Annotated in this window: 18 protein-coding genes; 8 read left to right on the plus strand and 10 right to left on the minus strand. The window is 72.8% G+C overall.

What is annotated here, in order from left to right; genetic code table 11:
• Positions 1-56: 56 nt before the first annotated feature.
• The gene (locus Dsi01nite_RS29825) at positions 57-494 is read right to left on the minus strand and encodes a hypothetical protein (RefSeq protein WP_203849623.1); all 438 of its coding nucleotides are present in this window, start codon (positions 492-494) and stop codon (positions 57-59) included.
• 78 nt (positions 495-572) lie between these two features.
• Complete coding sequence (locus tag Dsi01nite_RS29830; RefSeq protein ID WP_203849624.1) at positions 573-1,154, minus strand: hypothetical protein; 582 nt, start codon at positions 1,152-1,154, stop codon at positions 573-575.
• Positions 1,155-1,323: 169 nt separating this feature from the next.
• Between Dsi01nite_RS29830 and Dsi01nite_RS29835 the strand changes: the two genes are divergently transcribed.
• Positions 1,324-1,896 carry a LuxR C-terminal-related transcriptional regulator gene (locus Dsi01nite_RS29835; protein ID WP_203849625.1) on the plus strand — a complete coding sequence of 191 codons (573 nt, stop codon included), beginning with the start codon at positions 1,324-1,326 and terminating at the stop codon, positions 1,894-1,896.
• A gap of 6 nt (positions 1,897-1,902) precedes the next feature.
• On the opposite strand, the gene Dsi01nite_RS29840 is transcribed toward Dsi01nite_RS29835, so the two are convergent.
• Positions 1,903-4,947, minus strand: a complete 3,045-nt coding sequence (locus Dsi01nite_RS29840) for an AfsR/SARP family transcriptional regulator (protein WP_203849626.1) — start codon at positions 4,945-4,947, stop codon at positions 1,903-1,905.
• Between the two features lie 144 nt (positions 4,948-5,091).
• On the opposite strand from Dsi01nite_RS29840, the gene Dsi01nite_RS29845 reads away from it, so the two are divergent.
• Both Dsi01nite_RS29845 and Dsi01nite_RS29850 read left to right on the plus strand, forming a co-directional pair.
• Complete coding sequence (locus Dsi01nite_RS29845; RefSeq protein WP_203849627.1) at positions 5,092-5,793, plus strand: hypothetical protein; 702 nt, start codon at positions 5,092-5,094, stop codon at positions 5,791-5,793.
• A complete protein-coding gene (locus Dsi01nite_RS29850) occupies positions 5,790-6,116 on the plus strand; it encodes a transcriptional regulator (RefSeq protein WP_203849628.1) in 327 nt (108 codons plus the stop codon). Before Dsi01nite_RS29845 ends, Dsi01nite_RS29850 begins: the two co-directional genes overlap by 4 nt.
• Before the next feature lies 1 nt (position 6,117).
• Here the strand turns inward: Dsi01nite_RS29850 and Dsi01nite_RS29855 are convergent, their stop codons facing one another.
• Positions 6,118-6,717: a TetR/AcrR family transcriptional regulator gene (locus Dsi01nite_RS29855; RefSeq protein ID WP_203849629.1), complete on the minus strand. Its 600-nt coding sequence runs from the start codon at positions 6,715-6,717 to the stop codon at positions 6,118-6,120.
• Positions 6,718-6,782: 65 nt separating this feature from the next.
• Between Dsi01nite_RS29855 and Dsi01nite_RS29860 the strand changes: the two genes are divergently transcribed.
• From Dsi01nite_RS29860 to Dsi01nite_RS29870, 3 genes are all read left to right on the plus strand, one after another.
• Positions 6,783-7,730 (plus strand): alpha/beta fold hydrolase, encoded by a 948-nt coding sequence (locus tag Dsi01nite_RS29860; protein WP_203849630.1) that lies wholly within the window; start codon positions 6,783-6,785, stop codon positions 7,728-7,730.
• 306 nt (positions 7,731-8,036) lie between these two features.
• Complete coding sequence (locus Dsi01nite_RS29865; protein ID WP_203849631.1) at positions 8,037-8,564, plus strand: SigE family RNA polymerase sigma factor; 528 nt, start codon at positions 8,037-8,039, stop codon at positions 8,562-8,564.
• On the plus strand, positions 8,557-9,672 hold the full coding sequence (locus Dsi01nite_RS29870) for a hypothetical protein (protein WP_203849632.1): 1,116 nt from the start codon (positions 8,557-8,559) through the stop codon (positions 9,670-9,672). The genes Dsi01nite_RS29865 and Dsi01nite_RS29870 overlap by 8 nt, the downstream gene beginning before the upstream one ends.
• 36 nt (positions 9,673-9,708) lie before the next feature.
• Here Dsi01nite_RS29870 and Dsi01nite_RS29875 read toward each other — a convergent pair whose 3' ends face one another.
• The 5 genes from Dsi01nite_RS29875 to Dsi01nite_RS29895 form a co-directional block, all read right to left on the minus strand.
• The gene (locus Dsi01nite_RS29875) at positions 9,709-12,048 is read right to left on the minus strand and encodes a transglycosylase domain-containing protein (RefSeq protein WP_203849633.1); all 2,340 of its coding nucleotides are present in this window, start codon (positions 12,046-12,048) and stop codon (positions 9,709-9,711) included.
• A gap of 80 nt (positions 12,049-12,128) precedes the next feature.
• The gene (locus tag Dsi01nite_RS29880) at positions 12,129-13,184 is read right to left on the minus strand and encodes a PIN domain-containing protein (protein ID WP_203849634.1); all 1,056 of its coding nucleotides are present in this window, start codon (positions 13,182-13,184) and stop codon (positions 12,129-12,131) included.
• A 46-nt stretch (positions 13,185-13,230) separates the two neighbouring features.
• Positions 13,231-13,872 carry an ATP-binding protein gene (locus Dsi01nite_RS29885; protein ID WP_239136279.1) on the minus strand — a complete coding sequence of 214 codons (642 nt, stop codon included), beginning with the start codon at positions 13,870-13,872 and terminating at the stop codon, positions 13,231-13,233.
• Between the two features lie 167 nt (positions 13,873-14,039).
• On the minus strand, positions 14,040-15,293 hold the full coding sequence (locus Dsi01nite_RS29890) for a cytochrome d ubiquinol oxidase subunit II (protein WP_203849635.1): 1,254 nt from the start codon (positions 15,291-15,293) through the stop codon (positions 14,040-14,042).
• Positions 15,286-16,629 carry a cytochrome ubiquinol oxidase subunit I gene (locus Dsi01nite_RS29895; protein ID WP_203849636.1) on the minus strand — a complete coding sequence of 448 codons (1,344 nt, stop codon included), beginning with the start codon at positions 16,627-16,629 and terminating at the stop codon, positions 15,286-15,288. Before Dsi01nite_RS29895 ends, Dsi01nite_RS29890 begins: the two co-directional genes overlap by 8 nt.
• A gap of 162 nt (positions 16,630-16,791) precedes the next feature.
• Between Dsi01nite_RS29895 and Dsi01nite_RS29900 the strand changes: the two genes are divergently transcribed.
• Positions 16,792-17,565 carry a DUF1275 family protein gene (locus Dsi01nite_RS29900; RefSeq protein WP_203849637.1) on the plus strand — a complete coding sequence of 258 codons (774 nt, stop codon included), beginning with the start codon at positions 16,792-16,794 and terminating at the stop codon, positions 17,563-17,565.
• A 44-nt stretch (positions 17,566-17,609) separates the two neighbouring features.
• Here Dsi01nite_RS29900 and Dsi01nite_RS29905 read toward each other — a convergent pair whose 3' ends face one another.
• On the minus strand, positions 17,610-18,992 hold the full coding sequence (locus Dsi01nite_RS29905) for a cation:dicarboxylate symporter family transporter (protein ID WP_203849638.1): 1,383 nt from the start codon (positions 18,990-18,992) through the stop codon (positions 17,610-17,612).
• Between the two features lie 75 nt (positions 18,993-19,067).
• On the opposite strand from Dsi01nite_RS29905, the gene Dsi01nite_RS29910 reads away from it, so the two are divergent.
• On the plus strand, positions 19,068-20,624 hold the full coding sequence (locus Dsi01nite_RS29910) for a sensor histidine kinase (RefSeq protein WP_239136280.1): 1,557 nt from the start codon (positions 19,068-19,070) through the stop codon (positions 20,622-20,624).
• Positions 20,625-20,727: the final 103 nt, after the last annotated feature.

The raw sequence follows: 20,727 nt of genomic DNA on the forward strand, positions 1-20,727 counted from the left end.
GCGGGCACCTGACGGTCCGCCACCCTTCTGCGACGCAACCGCAACCGGCCGGCGGCTCAGTCGGCGAGCGTGTGCCGGAGCCGGTCGATGACGCGCAGGATCTCCGCGCGGTGTTTCGCCGATTTCAGCCAGGCCGGCAGGCGGGCCGTCAGCGTCATGCCCGGCCCGTCGGTGCGCAGTTTCGCGCCGACGTAGTCGTCCAGCAGGTCCAGGTGCCCCCGGTGCAACGCCCACAGCGTGTGGCCGCCGCAGCACTCGGCCCGCAGCCACAGCGGCACCTGGAAGAACGGGTCGACCGGCGCACCCCAGACCGAGGTCGCGCCGCGCGGCTCCCACGCGGCCACGTGACCGCACTGGCCGCAGGTGAGCCGGCGCGGCCAGTAGGCCACCCATCGGCTCGCCGTGGGCCGCGCGGTGCTCACGGCCCGGCGCCCGCAGCGGGGGCAGACGACATCGATCGGGTCGGCCGCGAGTTCGTACAGTCCGCTGATCACCGAAGCTGGATGTCCACGAAGCTGTCGCCGGCCTCGACGCGTTGCACCCGGTCGGCTCGGAGGACGGCGTTCACCCGATCAAGTGTGCCAGGGGCGTCTCGCGCCGAGCACGTTGAGGGCGACGCCCCAGATCAGGAACACCGTCAGCCACTGCGGCCACGCCAGGCCGCTCATGTCGCCGGACAGGAGGTGCCGGGCGGTCGGGTACGGCGTCAGCCAGTCCTCCGTCGACCCGGGCGCCGCGCGCAGCGCCAGCCACAGCAGCAGCGGCACGAAGGTGGCCAGGAACGCCAGCGGCACCGGCCGCACCAGCAGTCCCAGGCCGGTCCCGACCAGCACGGCGAGCACCTGCACGAGCACGCTGCCGAGCGCGATGGTGGCCGCGTGCCGCCACGGGTCCGGCGCGCTGCCGCGGGTCGTGAACGCCGCGCACGCCACGGCCCCGAACGCGCCGAGGCCGGCGGCCAGCAGCACCACGGCCCACAGGGTCGACAGGAGCCGCTCCCGGTCCCTGACCACCAGGATGCCCAGCAGCGGCACGGTGACCGACATGAGGCTCTGCACCGGGTCGCTGATCGTGGCGAAGGTCAGCTCCTCGGGCTTCATGGCCGCGACGAGCACCTCGGCCGCCACCAGCGCCAGCAGCAGGGTGACCCCCACCGTCCTGCGTCGTGGCCGCGTCCCCAGACACCGCCGCACCGCGTCGAACGTCGCCGCCCTGAATCCATCGACACCCGCCGTCACCGGCCGAGCATGGCAGACCCGGATCCCGCGACACATCGGCCGATGGACGGGGAGCCAGGCACGACTTTGGTAGGTCCCAGCCGGGGTGGTGCACCTCGTAAGCTGCGGCCATGCTCTTCGCGTTGCTCGTGCCCGAACCGGCGGACAGTCCCCGGTCGGCGCGGCGCAACACGGTGGCCGACGCCGTCGCGGTCGGTCTGGCCGCCGGCTACGGCGCGCTGATGCTGCCGCTCGGCGACGCGACGCACCCCGGTGCGGCGATGACGACTACGTCCTCGAGGCGCTCCGCGGCGGCGCCAGCGGCTTCCTGCTCAAGGACACCCCGCCCCGCGACATCATCGCGGCGGTGCGCACCGTCGCGGCCGGGGCGGCGATCCTGTCCCCCGCGGTCATCCGCCGGCTCATCGACCACGTCGCCGACCCCCTCGCCGGGCCGCGGCGGGCCCGGGCCCGCGAGCGGCTCACCGCGCTCACCGGCCGCGAACGCGAGGTGGCGCTCGCCCTGGGCCGGGGCCTGTCCAACGCGGAGATCGGCGCCGAGCTCGGCATGAGCGTGCCCACCGCCAAGGGCCACGTGTCCCGGCTGCTGTCCAAACTGGACCTCAACAACCGGGTGCAGGTCGCGCTGCTCGTCCACGACGCGGACCTGCCGGACTGACCGGCGTCACCCGATCACCCGTGGCGGGAGCCTGGTCCGCTCGTAGCGGTCCCGGTTGCGCGCCGGCAGGTCGCACACGTCCGCGGCGGCCTCAGCGCTCATGCCGAGCGCGGTCAGCCGGGCGACGGCCGTCGCCCGCTCGGCCGCCGCCCGCTCGGGGCGGCCGCGCAGCAGCGCGGCGGCGATGCCGGCGTGGGCCCGGGCCTGTTCATACGGCCACTGCCGCCGCCTCGCCTCGTGCAGGGCCCGGCCGTGCAGCGTGAGGGCCTCCTCGCCGCGGCCGAGGACGGTGAGGGTTTCCCCGAGGTGGTTGGCGATGATCGGTTCGAAGTAGCCGTCGCTGAGGGCGCAGGCCTGGTCGTAGGCCTGCTGCTGCAACCGCAGCCCGGCCTGCGGGTCTCCGTTCGCGGTGAGGAGCCGGCCGTAGTCGCTGAGCGTCTCGGCCGCCCCGCCGAGGTTGCCGAGCTGGCGTTTCAGGTTGATCGCCCAGGTGAGGACCACCCCGGCCGCGGCGTGCTGGCCGAGGGCGATGTTGACGCTGCCAAGCCAGCCCAGCGCGACGCTGAGCGCATGGCCGGTGAGACGCAGCACGGGCACGGCCGCGATCAGCTCCCGCTGGGCCGCTAGGTGCCGGCCCAGCTGATGCAGCGTCGCGGCGCTCTCGACCCGGGCGATCGCCTCCCCCACCGGGTCGTGTTGCTCGCGCGCCACCCGGCACACGTCGACGGCGAGTCGCACGCCCTCCAGATGGCGGCCCTCGTGCCGGAGCAGGATGATCGTGTTCTTCCGCAGGTTGCGGGCGAGTTCCTGGTTGCCGAGCCGCTGGTACAGGTGGATCGCCCGTTCGACGCTGGCGCGGCAGTCCGCGTACCGGCCGAGCCGCAGATACAGCCCGCCCGCCAGGTGGTTGGCCGATGCGACGAGTGCGTCCTCACCGAGCGTTTCGGCGGCGGCGATCGCCTGCTCGGCGAGCCGGAGCCCGTCGGCGCTCAGTCCGAAGACGTCAGCGGAGTGCAGTGCCATCAGGGCCAACCGGGCGGTGTAGCCGTGCGCCGCCGCCTGCTCCGCGATGCGGACCTGCTCCATCAGCCGCGGCCAGTTCGCCAACGCCCACGCGGCGCCGGCCGCATCGTCGGCGAACACCGGCCCGTACGGCGCCGGCGGCACCGGCAGCACCGCGGCCCGGGCGGTCACCATCAGGTGGTGCCCGGCGCGGTCCATCGCGTACAGGTAGCCGTGCAGCATCCGCTCGACCGCGGCGGCGCGTTCCGGCTCGGTGACGAGGCTCGCGGCGAACGCCCGGACCAGGTCGTGCAGGCGGTACTGCCCGGGGATGTCCGCCTGGACCAGGTTGACCTCGACGAGCCGGTCGAGCAGGTCCGTGGTCTCCTCCATCGGCAGGTCCGCGAGCGAGGCGGCCGCCCACACCTCGAACGTCCCGGCCGGGTGCAGACCCAGCCGGCGGAACAGTAGCTGCTGCCTCGGCTGCAGCTGCCGGTAGGACAGGTCGAACGCGGCCTCGGCGCTGGTGCCCTCCGCGCTGATGGCGATCGGGGCGCGGGCCGCGTCCGCCAGCTGGGTCGCCATCATGTCGATCGTCCAGCGGGGCCGGTGCCGCAGCCGGTGGCCGACCAGCCGGACGGCGAGCGGCAGCCGCCCGCACAGCTCGACGATCGCCGCCGCGGCGACGGGATCCGCGCTGACCCGGTCGTCGGCGGTGTCGCGCAGCAGGGCGACCGCGTCGCGCTGGTCGAGCAGGTCCACTGACAGGCAGGTGGCGCCGTCGATCGGGGCGAGCCGGGTCCGGCTGGTGACGAGGACCAGGCCGGGGCCGTCGAGGTCGAGCAGCGGATCGATCTGCGCGCTGCCCGCGGCGTTGTCCAGCAGCACGATCGTGCGCTGCCCCTGCAGCCGGCGGCGCCAGAGCGCGACCCGCTCGGGGCCGCTGTCCGGGATCGAGCGCTGGTCGACCTCCAGCTGCCGCAGCAGGATTCCCAGGGCGTCGTGGGTGGTGACGGGCTCGTGTTCGCTGTGGCCGTGCAGGTCGATGAACAGGTGCGCGTCCGGATACCGGGCCTGCGCGGCCCGGGCGGCGGTGAGCGCGAGGGCGGACTTGCCGACCCCGGCCATGCCGTCGATGACGACGACGTGTGGGCCGGGCCCGGGGTGCTGGCCGGCGTGCGCGATCCGGTCGAGTTCGGGTTCGCGGCCGATCAGCCGGCGCGGCGCTCGCGGCAGGTGGCGGGGCGCCGGCCCGGACGGCGGTGGGTCGGACGGCGGGGGGCCGGAGGGCGGTGCCGACGTGACCGGGTCGCCGGCCGCCGGCCGGCCGATCGCGTCGAGGTAGGCCTCGCGCAGGGCGTCGCCCGGGTCGATGCCGAGGTCGTCGTGGAGCCGCCGGGCGTGCTCCTGATACACGGCGATGGCGTCGGGTCGCTGCCCGTCGTGGATGAGCGCCGTCATCAGCAGGACCGCGAACCGCTCCCGCAGCGGATGCTCCGCGGTGAGCTGCCGCAGTTGCGGGACCAGCCGCCGGTGCCGGCCGAGCCGCAGTTCGACCTCCGCGCACTCCTCGGTCGCGGCCAGCCGCAGCTCGTCGAGCCTGGTCGCGTGCCGGGCGAGCGCGTCCCCGGCGAGGCCGGCGAGCGCCTCGCCCCGCCAGAGTGCCAGCGCGGCGTGGAACGCGTCCGCCGCCGCGGCGAGGGCATCGGCGGCCGCGAGCCGGCGCGCGCCGGCCACGCCGGTGGTGAACTCGGCGACGTCGAACCGGCAGTCGGCGAGGTCGAGCTGATACCCGGAGCGGACGGTGCGCAGGGACGGCCCGGCGGGTGGGCCGAGCGTGCGCCGCAGCCGGTGCACGGCGGTGCGCAGCTGCTGGCGCGCCGTCGCCGGTGGCTCGTCCCAGGCGAGGTCGATGAGCTGCCCGACGCTGACCGGCCGGCCGGCGTCCAGCAGCAGCCCCGCCAGCACACGCTGGCTGTGCAGCCCTTCGACGCGCAGCGGCCGGCCGTCACGGATCACCGTGAGCGGGCCCAGTACCCCGAATTCCATCGATCCCCGTCGTCGATTGTCGGTGCAGGATATCGAACCCGCTCGCGCTGTGCTGGACAGCCACAGCAACCACGACAGCGCTCCACACCCGGCTCCTGGAATTTGGTACTGGCGCCAATCAGTTGGCTGTGCAAACCTTTTGGCATGACCACTGATTCAGCGCCCGCCGCCGGCGACCCCCGCCGGCTGCTGGCGGACGTGCGCGCCCTCGCCCGCCGGGTGCGGGTCGACCAGCGGGTGACCTGGGTGGCGCTGCTGGTGCTGGCCGCGGTGACGTTCGCGGCGATCCCGATCGACTACTACGGCCTGGACGTGCGCTGCGAGCCGGGCGCCGCCGCGGACCTGGTGCGGCCCGCGGACGCCTCCGTGTGCACGACCTGGCGCCGGGGCGCGGTGTTCTACTGGCCGCCGGCGCTGCTGCTGGCGTACACGGCGATCGCCGTCTGCTACGTCCGGGTCGCCCGGGCCCGGGGGCTGGGCACGCGGGTGCTGCCCTACGCGATCACCGGGGGCGCGCTGACCGTCGGGTTCGCCGCCGCGTGGATCCTCGCCCGGCTGTTCCTCGGTCCGCATCAGTTCCCCTACTGGGTGCTGCTGCTGGACCGCCTGACCGCGCCGTGGGGCACGATCGGGGTGGCGCTGCTGGTGCTGGCCCGGCTGGAGCGCAACGTCGCACTGCTGGTGTTCACGCTCGGATACCTGGCGGTGGTGCTGGTGCCGGTCACCTTCGGCGTGCACTTCGCCTGGGCGGACCGCACGGAGTTCCTGCCGGCGCAGGTCATCAACGGCACGGTGCTGCTGCTGGGCGCCATCGGCTTCGCGGTCGCCCGCCGGCGGCACCGGTGACCGCCGAGCAGCACCCGGTCACCGGCCTTGACGAGGTCGTGCACCAGCGGGTCCGGCTGGGCATCCTCACCATCGCGCACGAGGCCCGCCGGGCGGAGTTCGGCTATCTGCGCACCCAGCTGGACCTCACCGCCGGCAACCTCTCCAAACACCTGAGCGTCCTGGAGGCGGCCGGCCTCATCGAGCTCGAGAAGGGGTACGCCGGGAAACGCGGCCGCACCTGGATCACGCTGACGCCCGCCGGCGACGTTGCCCTCGCCGAGGAGGTCGGGCGGCTGAAGGCACTCATCGCCCGGATCGAGACGAACCCGGAAGCCCGGTAGATCAGCGGCGGGACGCGACCGCGCGGATGGCGACCAGGAGGTCCTCGCCGGAGATCGCGTGCTCGGGGTCGACGAGATGCTGGGCCACCACGCCGGTCAGCAGCACCTGGTAGAACGCGCCGACCTGGCGGGCCAGCTCGGGCTCGGCTGCGGGATCGATGCCGTCGAACAGGGCGGCCAGGCCGAACTGGGCCTGCTCCTGGGCGTTGCCGCCGGCGCCTTCCGGGGCGTTGCCGAGGAACTTCTCGCGCAGCTCCGGGGAGCGCTCCAGCTGGGTGAGGACCTCGAACTGGGTGGCCCACAGCGGCCGGTTGGTGCCGACGGAATCGATCACGCGGCGCCAGATCGCGGTGAAGCGGTCCTGCGGGGACAGCGCCCGGTCCTCCTCGCTGGCCAGGGCGCGCTCCAGCTCCTCCCCCCACTGCTCCATGGCCCGCACCAGCGCGACGCTGAGCAGCGCCTCGGTCGTGCCGAAGTGGTAGCCGATCGCGGCCAGGCTGACACCGGCCGCGGTGGCCACGTCCCGTGCCGTCGTCCGCGCGAATCCCTTGGTGAGCAGGCACGTCAACGCGCCGTCGACCAGCTTCTCCCGATTGCCCATGCGCCGATAGTACGTCTCACACACCCGTCTTGCACAATCGTGTGACACGTGTGTACCGTAGCGGCATGAACATCAACGAGGGTCGGTACGTAACGGTCGGCGGCGTCGAGCAGTGGGTGCAGATCAAGGGCCAGAACCGGGACAACCCCGTCCTGCTCGTCGTCCACGGCGGGCCCGGCTCCCCGTACTCGCTGTTCACTCCGGTGCTGCGCGAATGGGAGCAGGACTTCACCGTCGTGCACTGGGACCGGCGCGGCTGCGGCAAGACCCTGCGCCGCAACGGCGCCCCGCGCCCCGGTGAGCTCACCTTCGAGCGGGCGATCGACGACGGCATCGAGGTCAGCGAGTTCCTGCGCGGGCACCTGGCGACCGACCGGCTCACCCTGATGGCCGGCTCGATGGGCACGATCATCGGGCTGCCGATGGCGCAGCGCCGGCCCGACCTGTTCAACGCCTACGTCGGCACCGACTTCTACGTCAGCATGCTCGAAAACGAACGCCAGGGCTACCAGGACACCCTGCAGCGGCTGCGCGCCGCCGGCGACAAGCGGGGCGTGGCCGCCCTCACCAAGGTCGACCCCGACCCGGCCGCATGGACCGTCAAGGACTGGCTGGTGCGCATGCAGTGGGCCATGGCCAAGGACCCCACCAGCCCCAACGTCGTGATGAAGCTGATCATGCCGCTGCTGCTGAAGAACCCGGACTACTCTCTCATCGACGCGTGGAACTGGCTCAAGGGCTTCGGCGCGGTCCGCGACGCGATGTTCGAGCAGTTCATGCGGTTCGACGCCGACGCGCTGGGCACCACCTTCGAGATCCCGTTCTTCCTGTTCCAGGGCGCCAGCGACGTGGTCACCCTCACCGGTCCCGCGGTCGAGTACTTCGACCGGGTCCAGGCACCGCGCAAGGAGCTGGAGCTCATCGACGGCGCCAGCCACTTCTGCGCCTTCACCAACCCCGCCCAGTTCCTGGCCGCGCTCCGCAAGCACGTCCTTCCCCTCACGGTGGCCTGACCGGGCCGGCAACGCCGCGCGGATCCGGACCGGCACGTCACCGGTCCGGATCACCCCCGTTGCACGCACCACGGTCGTCGCCGGGCCCGCAGACCGAACGGTAGGGATTGCCGCGGCGGGGCGGAAGAGGCCCCGGCGAAGGGCGCCGGAGGGCGGGTTTGCGCTGATGGCGGGCTGGCTGCGGGTTTCAACGCAGCGGCGTGACATCAATCACCCGGCATCAACCGGGGCCGGAAATTCCTTGAAACCCGCGGGTCGTGTCGCGCGTGATACTCGTGCAGCCATTGGGCCGAGCGAGAGGACGCCGTGGTCACGGTGCACGACGATCCGCGCACGGCCGACGACCGTCCACACCGGCACGTCAGCTTTGCGGCCTTCTACGCCTCATCGTTCCAGGCGGTCACCATCCAGCTCTTCGCCTACACCAACGATCTTGACGCCGCCCAGGACGTCGCGCAGGAGGCGTTCTACCGGGCGCTCGTGCGGTGGGAGAAGATCTCGGCGTACCAGGACCCGGTGACCTGGGTCCGGCAGGTCGCCTGGAACCTCGCCACCAGCCGCTGGCGCAAGGCCCGCACCGCGGCCCGGTTCGCCCGCCGACACCGTGAGGAACACGTGCCCGGGCCGGAACCGGACCGGGTCGCACTCGCCAGGGCGCTGGCCACCCTGCCGCGGCGGCAGCGCCGCATCCTGATCCTGTTCTATCTCGCCGACCTTTCGGTCCGCGACATCGCCGAGCAGGAAGGCATCCCCGAGGGCACCGTCAAGACCTGGCTGCATCGCGGCCGCCTCGCGCTCGCCGGACAACTCGCCGAGGAGCCGCAGGATGTCTGACCTTCGCGACCCACTCGTCGACGCGTTCGCGGCGTTGCGCGGCGACGTCACCCCGCACGTCACCACGCCCGGCCCGGCCGACCTGTACCGCCGGCTGGACACCCGCCACCGGCGCGTGAAGATCGCCACGACGGCGGCCGTCGCGCTCGCCGTGGCAGGCACGTTCGCCGTCCTGCGCGCGGGTCCGGGCGGGGACGACACCTCGGGCGTCGGCACGAACACGGGGAGCACCGAGACCTCCGTCGAGAAGCTCTCCGAATCGACGCTGGACCTGCCGGCCTGGCGCGGCGAGGCGGCGAGCGCATGCGTGTCGGGCCCGACACGATTCAGCGGGGGTGCCCACCGCGGCCCGAACGGCACGGTCATCATCCAGCAGGTGGCGGACGTCGACGTCGACCATGACGGCGCCAAGGAGGCCGTGATCCATCTCAACTGCACGATCCAGGATGCGGTCACGTTCCAGGTCGTGGCGGTCCGGCGGGACGCAACCGGCGCGCTGCGGACCGTCGGGCAGGTCGCCGCCCAGGACGACGACCTGCGAGCGGTGTGCAGCGTGCAGCCCGTGGTCAAGGGTGCGGTGAAGCTGCTGGTCTCCGACGACACGCGGCCGGACGCCTGCACGAGGCCGCCGTCGAATCAGACAGCCATGCAGTGGCGCACCTACACCTGGGACGGCCGGACCTTCCGGCAGACCGGCGGGCCGACCACGTTCCCGCAGCTCCCGACGGGCGTCGACCTGGCCGTGCAGGGCTGGCAACGCTCCGCCTTCACCGACCTGGGCGGTGGCATGCGTCGTGGCAACCTGACCGTCACGGTGCGCAACAACAGCGCGATCGAGGCACCCGGCTGGTGGCTGTACCTGCCGATCCCGCGAAACGCCACGGTCACCAGCCGATACGGCTGCGTCTCCCTGTCCCCCGGAGCCACGGCCGCCGCATTGTGCATCGGCCTGCCGCTCAAGGCCGGCGCCGAGTTCTCCCTGACCGTCACCATGGACATCCCGTCGAACGTCGACTGGCCGCACTGGGTGGTGCAGGTCTGGACTCCAGACGACTACACGGACCCGGACGTCGGCAACAACGACGCCGAATACGACGTCGGCCCGTGAACCCGGTCGCGGGTCCACGGGCCGACGATCACGGCCTCAGGGGCCGGGTGACACTCCCGTGCCGACCGTCTTGTCGCCGGTGCCCTGCTTCGCGGGGAACGTGACAATCGGCGTCTTCAGCGCGATGACGGCGTCGCCGAGGAAATCGCGCCAGATCATGCCGGGCAGCGTGCCGCCGATGATGGCTTTGCCGCTCTTGTCGACGATCTTCTGTTCTTGCGCCTTGTTGCCGACCCAGACCGCGACCGCCAGGCCGTTCGACTTGGTGGCGGGGTCGTAGGCGGTGTAGCCGACCATCCAGGCGTGGGCGTTGTCGGCGGAGCCCGGCGTCAGCTGCCAGGCCCCGGTCGCGCCGGCAACCGGGCGGCCGTCCTTGAGCTTCAGGCCGTAGTGCAGCGGCACGCCCTGCAGGACCGCGTTGAGGTCGTCGGCCATCGGTTCGGTGAAGCCCGGGATGCGCTTCGGGTTGATCACCTCGCCGTAGGTCTTCTTGCCGTTCTCCCACACCTCCTTGAGGAAGTGGGTCTTCGCCGCGACGCCACGGGCGGCGAAGGTGGCGATGCCGCCGGCCTGGTCGAGGACGGTCACCGGGTACTGGCCGATGGCGACGTCGGTGTTGAAGAACTTCGGGAACACGTCGGAGCCCTTGTTCTGCGTCAGGTCGACCTTTCGCACGCCGCCACCTTGGACGGTGGCCCACATCTCGGTGATCCCGGCGGCGCGGGCCGTGTCGATCACCTTGGCCGGACCGACCTTCTCGGCGAGCCCGAAGAACGGGGTGTTGATCCCCAGCACGGTGGATTCATCCAAGGTGCACCACTTCGCGGAGCCCGAACGGCAAAACGGCGCGGCCGCGTTGTTCTCACCGGCGTTGCGGATCGGGTTCTGGGCGCCGCGGCCGCTGGCCGGGAACTCCTGCGGCGACTCGCCGTTCCAGTACGAGTCGGTCGAGTAGCCGGCCATCAGGCCCGTGGCGAGCGCGTAGGGCTGGAAGCTCGCGCCGGCCGGGTGACCGCCGCAGCACGAGTCCTCCCCGGCGCCCAGGACCGGGTCGCGGTAGGAGCCGGCGAAGTCGCCGCCGTTGCCGCTGTCACCGCCGTAGTAGGCCTTCACCGCTCCGGTGCCGGGCTCGACCGCGACGATGGCCGCCTGCAGGTTGCCGGGCTGGCCGTCCAGGTTCGACTCGGCGTTGCGGCTACCCTCGCGGACCGCGATCTGCTGCACGGTCTTGTCGATCGTGGTGACGATCTTCAGGCCGCCGTTGCGGATCCGGTCGAAGTGCTTCTTACCTTCCGGGCCCGTGCCCTCGTACAGCAGCGCTCCGGTCTTCGGGTCGGTCAGCGCCGCGACCTCGCCGAGCACGTGGTGGACGATGAGCCCTTCGGCCTTGTCGAGGCCGGCCTGCACGGTGATCGAGTTGGCGCGGGCCTCCGCGGCCGTCAGCACCTTCGCCGGGTACGCCAGCTTCTGGTCGGCGTCCTCCGACCGCACGAAGTTCAGCTTGATCACCGTGCGCTTGATGGCGTCGAAACGGTCCCGGGCCTGCTTGGCGTCCACCGTCGGGTCGAACGGGCTGCCCTTGCCCTCGGTGCCCTCGGGGTTGTCGATCAGCCCGGCCAGGACGACGCCCTCGGCCATCGTCAGGTCCTTCGCCGGCTTGCCGAAGTACGCCAGTGACGCGGCCTGGATCCCGTACGCGCCCCGGCCGAAGTAGACGATGTTCAGGTACATCGTCATGATCTGATCCTTGGTGTACGCCTCGTTGAGCTTCGTCGCGATGACCGCCTCGCGGGCCTTACGACCGAAGGACGCGCCCTCCAGTTCGGCCCACTGCCGCGCGTACTGCTGGCTGATCGTCGACGCGCCCCGGGTGTCGCCGCCGGTGACCTGGTTCCACAGCGCCCCGGCGGCCTCGGAGTAGTCGACGCCGCTGTTGGTGTAGAACGTCTCGTCCTGCGCGGCGACGACGACGTGCTGCACGTCCAGCGGGATCTGGTCGAAGGGCAGCACCGTGCGGTTCGTGTCGCCGATGCGCGCCATCGGGGTCGCCCCGTCGGCGTAGTAGATCGTCGTCGCCTGCTGCATGGCGACGTCCACGGGCAGCGCGACGCTGTCGTAGTAGTACGTGACGCCGACCAGGCCGAGGGCGGCGATCAGGACGAGGGCCGCGGCCGACCTGAGGAGGATCTTGCGGCGCCGCCGCTTGCGCGCCCCGACGGCCGTCGAGTGCGCGACGTCGCCGGCGGCCGCAGCGGTGACGGCATCGTCGGTCGCCGACAGGTCGGCGGGCGCTGGACCCGGCTCCTCGGTGGGCTCCCCCGACGCACTGTCAGTGATGTCCTTCGGCGGTGTGCGATCCTGGTCGTCCTCGTCCATACGCCCTACCTGTCCGTAGCGTCGAGTGATGATCGATCGCCGCAGATCCTACAAAACCGGCAGGCGTCCCACTGCCCCGCTTATACGGTCAGTAAGTAGTCGTCGGCCTCGGCGCTCCACCGCAGGTGCACCGCGCCGCTGGTGGCGGCCGCCTTGCAGAACTGCAGGAACGTTCGGTAACCGAGTTTCTTCTCGCTGAAGTCGGGCCGGACCCGGCGCACCTGGGTCTTCAACCCGGACAGCGCCACCCCGGCGTCACCGGTGGTGACGTCATGCACGACGGATCGCAGCAGCGCGAACGCCGCCTCCTGGTCGCCGTGCTCGGGCAGCGCCACCCCAGGGTCGCCCTTGGCGGGGCCGTCAGCCAGTTCGATCACGTTGCGGTCGGCGAGGTGGCGCAGCATCTCCCCGAAGGCGCGGAACCCGTAGTCCGACTCGCTGAACGTCGGGTCCTTGCGCAGCAGGGTCCGCTTCAGCGACGACGCGGTGACCTCACCGCCGGAGCTGCCCTGCAGGCCGGCGACGGTCTGCGCGACGAGCACCGCGAGGGCGTCGCTGTCGCGGACCGGCTGCGGCGCCTCCGGCGCCGGCGGCGGCGACGCGAGCTGCGGCTCCGCGACGCGGGGCGCGCGGGGCGCGCGGGTGCGGGCGGCCGGCACCTCGACCCCTTCCAGGCGGTCGTAGTACAGGAACTCGTCGCACGCCGGTGGCAGCAGCGCCGACGTCGACTTCTCCACCCCGACGCCGATGACCCGCTTGTTGAGCCCGCGCAGCTTGTGCACCAGCGGCGTGAAGTCACTGTCACCGGTGCACAGCACGAACGTCGAGATGTAGTCGCGCTCGAAGGCGAGCTCCATCGCGTCGACCGCCATCTTGATGTCGGCGGCGTTCTTCCGCGACGCGCCCATCCGCTGCGGCATCTCGATCAGCTCGACGTGGGACCGGGTCAGCATCCGGCGGTCCTCGTCGAAGTAGGACCAGTCGGCGTACGCCCGGCGCACCACCACCCTCCCCCGCTCAGCCAGGGCGTCGGCGATCGGCCGGAAGTCGAACGACATGCCGCCGAGATGGTCGCGTGCGCCCAGCGCGAGGTTCTCGTAGTCGAGGAACAGCGCGATACGGTCTTCCTGATCCACGCCGGTCAGCGTACGCCCGGCGACCCGCTGCCGATGGCGGGCTCCGTCAGACCTCGGTCCCGGGCGGCAGGTTCATGGTCACGGTGATCGTCGCCCCGGCCGGGCCGGTGCCGATGTGGAAGCTGTCGGCGATCTGCCGGGCCAGCAGCAGGCCACGTCCACCTTCGGAGTCGACCGGGGGAAGCCCGCCGAACCGTTTGAGGTCCCCGGCGAAGCCCGGGCCGTGGTCGGTCACGACGCACACCAGGACGTCGCCGTCGCGGTACAGGCGGATCCGTCCCCAGCCGCCGCCGTGCCGGACCGCGTTGGTCAGCAGCTCCTGCACCGCCAGGACGAAGCCCGGCAGGAGCCGCTCGACGAGGCCGGCCTCGCGGCCGACGTGCGCGACCAGCTGGCGCACGCGTCGCACGCCGCCGGCGGTGAAGACCCGCGACACCGACTGCCCGGCCGCAACGCTCCTGGCGGCGGCGTCCTGGACGGCGCCGCGCCCGCGTAACCGGTGGCCGTGCCGGGCCGCGATCGCCGACATGGTGTCCACCGCGGCGGCCACGGCGGCACCCGCTCGTGCCTGCACGGCGGCGGACTCGGCCAACGCGGCAAGGGCGCGTCGCACGGGCTCGGCCGGGCTCGCCGCTCCGCCGACGCCCAGCCCCGGCACGTCCGCCGGATATCGATCACCTACGCCCATGGCCCGCATCCCGCCTTCGATGTGGGCAGCGCCTCGATCTTACGCACGTCCGCAACGCATGAGCGGGCACATCGATGGATCGCCGGTCGCGTCAGCCGCGCCGACGCACCTCCACGACGAGGTGTTTGGTCACCGGCTGTTCACTCTGGGTGCGTCGAGCTGCCGGGTCATGGTTCTCGTCGGAGTGCGGCACGGCCGTTGCTCCTTTCCTCGTCGATGTCGATGGTTGCCAGGCCGAACGTGGCGACGGCGCAGACGATCAGGCAGCCGACGCCGAGGACCAGGGGCCAGCCGGAGCCGACGACGCTGGTCAGCACCACACCCGCGAGCAGCGTGGCCGCCGCGACGACGGCCCGCGCCGTCCGGTGGTGGGTCTCGTGACCGGCCGCCGGCCCGCTCCCGACCGTCACATCGGGCCCGGCCACCGGATCCAGGCGGCCCCGCAGGTAGAGGTGGAACAGCAGCGCCAGCGACGGCACCAGGACCACCGCGCCGGCGACGACGGCGACGACGACGGCGAGCAGCGTGGCCCGGCCGGCGGCGGCCTCCTCGACGGTCAGCCCCGGCAGGATGCTCGGTCGTTGCGCCGCCGCCCAGCCGGCCAGGACGGCCGCCACGGCGAGCGCCGCCGTGACCCGGGACGGGCCGAAGCGGCGCCGCTGGACCAGCACCAGCGTCACCAGTCCGGCGGCGGCGGAACTGCCGGCCATCACCGCACCCCAGCCACGGGTGAGGCCGTCGTACAGGGCCGGGGCGTCGGCGCGCACGACGAGCAGGCCGGCGAGGGCCAGAGCGCCCACGACCACGCCGGAGCCGAGGGCGCGGGCCCGGAAGTCGAGCTCCAGGCTCCGCTCGCCGAGCCGGTGCGCGTCGGCGGCGAGGTAGACCGCGGCGAGGTGGGCGCCGGTGGCCACGCCCAGCGCGCCGATGACGACCGAGGTCGGGTTGAGCCAGCTCGTGACGAGGTCACCGGCCGCGTTGCCGACGGGGACGCGGCCCGAGGCGATGCCGCCCACGGCGGCGCCCAGCGCGAACGGCGTCAGGATCGAGGAGAACGCGAACAGGGACTCGACCAGGTGCCGGCCACGGGCCCCGCCGACCTGGCCGCGCAGCGCGTAGGAGACGCCACGCAGGATGATCCCGACGGCGGCGATGAACAGCGGCGCGGCGAGCGTCGAGGCGATCGAGCCGAACGCGACCGGATACGCGGTCCAGCACACGGTGAGCACGAAGATCAGCCACACGTGGTTGGCCTCCCACACCGGCCCCATGGCGTGCCGGGCGTGGTCGCGGGTCACGGCGGGGTCGGCCCGGCCGGGACGGGTCAGCAGCATCCACAGGCCGGCGCCGAAGTCCGCGCCGGCCAGCACCGTGTACGCGGCGAGCCCGGCGAGGATGAACACCATCGGGACCTCAGCCATCGTCGGGCACCTCGGCGGGCAGCTCTGTGGGCAGGTCGAGGGGTATGCGGCTGAACCTGCGCAGCAGCCACCCGACCGCGGCGGCGAGCCCGAGGTACACGACCACGAGCGTGCCGTACCCGACGGGGATCCCGGACGCGCCGGTGACCGCCTCGGTGGTGCGCATGACCTCGTACACGACCCACGGCTGGCGACCCACCTCGGTGGTGACCCAGCCGGCGATGAGTGCCACGACCGACAGCGGCCCGGCCGCCACCGCGGCCCGGTAGAACCAGCGCGACCGGGGCAGCCGCCGGTGCCGCAGCCGCACGTACAGGAACAGCAGACCCAGCAGCGCCAGCAGCGTGCCGATGCCGACCATCGTCTGGAACGCGAACCGGACCACGTTGACCGGCGGGATGTCGTCCGCGCCGACCGCGCTCAGGCCGATGACGGTGCCGTTGGGGTTGTGCAGCGCCAGCAGCGACAGCAGCCGCGGGATCTCGATGCCGTAGACCACCTCGTGCCCGTTGAACCAGCCACCGAGGTGCTCGGGCGCGCCGCGCGTGGTCCGGCCGAGCCCTTCCAGCGCGGCCAGCTTCACCGGCTGGTGCTTCGCGACCTCACGGGCGGCCCAGTCGCCGACGATCACCTGCAGCGGCGCGGCGACTGCCGCGGTCGACATCGCCACGGTCAGCGCGGTGCGCTCGTAGCGGCCCCGGCGCCCCCGCAGCACCGCCCAGGCGTACGGCGTGGCCACCGCGAACCCGGCGACGATGTACCCGGCGAAGTACATGTGCACGAACTCGTGCCAGAAGTAGGTGTTGCCGAACAGCGCCGCCCACGGGTCGGCGTCGACGACGACGCCGTCGCGCATCGTGAACCCGGTGGGATGGTTCATCCAGCCGTTGACCGCGATGACGAACAGCGAGCCGGTCACCCCGGCCACGACCACCGGCACGCCGCACAGCAGGTGCAGCCGCGGCGGCAGCCGGTCCCACCCGTACACGTAGATCCCGATGAAGATCGCCTCGGTGAAGAACGAGAACCCCTCGAGGGTGAACCCGAGGCCGAACACCGCGCCGAACCTGGCCATGAACTCCGGCCACAGCAGCCCCAGCTCGAAGCTCAGGATCGTGCCGGTCACCACGCCGACGGCGAACAGCGCCAGCATCACCTTCGACCAGCGCCGCGCCAGCGTGGCGAGCACGGGATCGCCGGTGCGCAGCGACCGCCACTCGCAGAACAGCACCATCGACGGGAACGCGATGCCGAAACAGACCAGCGGGATGTGCACGGCGAAGGACAACGCCTGCAGCTGCCGCGCCTGCCACAGATAGTCCGGATCGACCGGCACCCACCACCCCCGGCGGTCCTCGCCATCGCTGTCCGGCCGGACCTTCCCCGAATCGGTCGGAAGATGCCCGGCCGCGCGTGGCGCCGCGCACGCCGTCACGGCGCCGCGCACGCCGTTCGCGGCGCCGCGCATGCCGTTCGCGGCGGCGGGTACGGACCGCCGGTGGAGGCACCCGAGCAGGGCGGCGGCGACCGGCCGGGCGAACCACCGTCGGACCCTGCGGTCGGCTGGCTGCTCGCCGGCCTGGCCGCCGCGGCGGGCTGCCTGGACGCCATCTGCGTGGCCCGGCTGGGTGGCGTGTTCGCCAGTGTCGTGACCGGCAACCTGGTGCAACTCGGCCGGGCCATCGCCGCCGCCGACGGTTGGCTGGCGGCCGGCGCCGGCACCGGCGTCGCCGGCTACGCCCTCGGCGTGGCGGCCGCGACCGCCGCGCTCCGGCGCCCGGTGTCAGCGTCCCCGGCCGGGACCGCCGGGACCGCCGGGACGGCCTGGTCGCGGCGGTGGGCTTCGGGCCGGTGCCGGGGTTTCGGGGCGGTCGCGGTCGGTGAGGCGGTGCTGCTGGGCGGGGTCGCCGCCGGTTGGCTTGCCGCCGGCGGGCAGCCGGGCCGCGGGGCGGCGTTGGCCCTGCTGGCGTTCAGCGTGGTGGCGATGGGGGTGCAGAGCGTCGTGACCATCAGCTCCGGGGTCCGTGACGCGTCGACCACCTACCTCACCGGCACCCTGACCGGCGTCGTGCGGGCCGGCGTCCTCGACCCGCACGGGTTCCGCTCCGGGCTCGGCGGTGCGTCCCGGCTGTTGGCGCTGCTGTGCGGTGCCGTCGTGGGTGCGGTCCTGCTGCGGGTCGCGCCGCTCTGGGCGCCGGTGCCGGCGCTCCTGCTGGTCGCTGCCGCCGCGGTCGCCGCGATCACGGCCCGCCGGCGGATCGACCGGCCCTGACCTCGCCGCCGGCCGGCCCCTTGCTGGCCGGCCGGCGGGACCTCTCAACCGTCCACTGCGGACAGCTGGGACGGGACAGGCACGGGTTCCGGTACCGACGCGGGCTCTTCGGCGTCGAGCATGGTCGCCTCGTCGAAGGGCAGCGCGCCGCCGAGCACCGCGAGTGAGCGCTCCCGGTCGAACTCTCCGGTCCAGGAGCCGACGATCACCGTGGCCACCGCGTTGCCGGCGAAGTTGGTCAGCGCGCGGGCCTCGGACATGAACCGGTCGATGCCGACGATGAGCCCGACGCCGTCGACCAGGTCCGGGCGGTGCGCCTGCAGGCCGCCGGCGAGCGTCGCCAGCCCGGCGCCGGTCACCCCGGCGGCGCCCTTCGAGGCGATCACCATGAACACCAGCAGCGAGATCTGCTGGCTGATCGACATCGGGCGGCCGACCGCGTCCGCGACGAACAGCGACGCCATCGTCAGGTAGATCGCCGTGCCGTCGAGGTTGAACGAGTAGCCGGTCGGCACGGTGATCCCGACGACGGTCCGGGACACGCCGAGGTGTTCCATCTTCGCGATCAGCCTCGGCAGCGCCGACTCCGACGACGACGTAGACAGGATCAGCAGGAACTCGCGGGCGAGGTACCGCAGCAGCGCGAACAGGTTCGTCCGGGCGATCACCCGCAGCAGCACGCCGAGGATGAGCACGACGAAGATCACGCAGGTGAGGTAGAAGCCGAACATGATCTGCAGCAGCGCGGTCAGGGCCTTCCAGCCGCTGCCGCCGACGACCGCCGCGATCGCGCCGAACGCGCCGATCGGCGCCAGCCACATGATCATGGCCAGGACGCGGAAGACGAGCCGCTGCAGGTGCTCCACGCCGCGCAGGATCGGCTCGCCGGACCGCCCAAGGGCCAGCAACGCGAAGCCGACCAGCAGGGCGACGAGCAGGGTCTGCAGCACGGCGCCGGAGGTGAGCGCGGACAGCAGCGTGGTCGGGATGACGCCCAGCAGGAAGTCGACGGTGCCGCCGGAGCCGCCGGCCGCGGCCTTGGCGCCGGCCGCCTTGGTCGCGGCGGTCAGGTGCAGCCCGGCGCCGGGGTGCAGCAGGTTGCCGACGACCAGACCGATGGCGAGGGCGACGGTCGACATCACCAGGAAGTACCCGAGGGCCAGGCCGCCGATCCGGCCGACCTGCGCCGCCCGGCGCACCGAGCCGACGCCGAGCACGATCGTGCAGAAGATGACGGGGCCGATCATCATCTTGATGAGGTTGACGAAGCCGGTGCCGAGCGGCTTGAGTTCGACGGCGGCCTTGGGGGCGAGCAGGCCGACGGCGATGCCGGCGACGACCGCCACGATGACGGCCAGGTAGAGATAGTGCGTCCGGTCGCGCTTCGGCGCGACAGCTGCGGCGGGGGTGTCAGCGGAGGTGGACATGCCACGAGGTTGCCGATAACGGTGACTCAGGTCACTATTTCGTTCATTACGTACATGTGACCTGAGGCGGGCGATGTGTTCCACCCGCGGCGCTGGAGTCTGGCACGGCAGCTCCTCGCGGTGCAGACCGTCATCATCAGTGTGCTGATGGCGGGCGGCATCGCGGGCGCGTACCTGCAGGCCAGGCGCAACAGCCTGGCCGTCGCGCAGGAGACGGTCCTCGCCGTCGCCCGCACCGTCGCCGACGACCCGGCGGTGCTCGCCGGGCTCAGCCGGCCCGACCCGACCGCGGTGCTCCAGCCGATCGCCGAACGCATCCGCGTCGACACCGGCACCAGGTTCGTGGTCGTGATGAGCCCGGCCGGCATCCGGTACACCCACCCGGACCCGGCCCAGATCGGCGGCCGGTTCATCGGCCACATCGAGGGCGCCACCGCCACCGCGCCGGTGACGGAGACGTTCACCGGCACGCTCGGCCGGTCGGTGCGCGCGGTCGTGCCGATCCTCGACGGCGGTCAGGTCCGCGGCCGGGTCGGCGTCGGGATCCTGCTGGACACCGTCAGTCGCGGGCTGCGCCAGCAGTTCCCGCTGCTGGCCGGCGCCGCCGCGGTCGCGCTGCTGCTCGCCGGGGCCGGGTCCTGGCTGGTCGGCCAGTGGATGCGCCGCCAGACGCACGACCTGGGCCCGGCCGAGCTGGCCCGGATGTACGAGTTCTACGACGCGGTGCTCCACGCGGTCCGCGAGGGGCTGCTGCTGCTCGACCGGCAGGGCCGGCTGCAGCTGGCCAACGACGAGGCCCGCCGGCTGCTCGGCCTCGACGGTGACCCGGTCGGGCGGCCGATCGGCGCCGTCGGCCTGCCCGAACCCCTCGCCCTGGCCCTCGCGGCCGGGCAGCCGCGCACCGACGAGATCCACCTGACCGGCGACCGGGTGCTCGTCGTCAACCAGGCCCCGGCCCGGTGGGACGACGTCGAGCTCGGCACCGTGGTGACCCTGCGCGACCACACCGAGCTGCAGGCCCTCACCGGCGAGCTCGACTCGGTGCGCGGCTTCGCCGAGGCCCTGCGCGCGCAGGCGCACGAGTCGGCGAACCGGCTGCACACGGTCGTGTCGCTGATCGAGCTGGGCCGGGCGCCGCAGGCGCTGGAGTTCGCGTCCGCGGAGATCGCCGCCGCCCAGCAGCTCACGGACCAGGTCGTCGGCGCGGTGCGTGAGCCCGTCCTCGCCGCGCTGCTGCTCGGCAAGGTCACCCAGGCCAGCGAGCGGGGCGTCGAGCTGCTCGTCGCCGAGGACGCCGACGTGCCCGAGGGCGCCGTCGCCCCGCGGGACCTGGTGACCGTCGTGGGCAACCTGCTGGACAACGCGATCGACGCGGCCGTCGCGGCGCCGCCACCGCGGTGGGTGCGCATCGACGCGGCCGTCCTCGACGGCGAGCTGGTCCTGCGGATCAGTGACAGCGGACCGGGCCTGGAGGACGTCGCGCAGGCGTTCCGCCGGGGCTGGTCGACCAAGCAGTCGGCCGGGCGCGGGCTCGGGCTGGCCCTGGTCGGTCAGGCGGTCGGCCGCAACGGTGGCACGGTCGAGGTCGCCGGATCCGCGTTCACGGTCCGCCTGCCGGTGCCGACGCAATGATCCGGCTGCTGGTCGTCGAGGGGTCGCGGTGATCCGCGTCCTGGTCATCGAGGGGTCGCGGTGATCCGCGTCCTGGTCATCGAGGGGTCGCGGTGATCCGCGT

This window comes from Dactylosporangium siamense (assembly GCF_016862795.1).
Lineage (GTDB): Bacteria > Actinomycetota > Actinomycetes > Mycobacteriales > Micromonosporaceae > Dactylosporangium > Dactylosporangium siamense.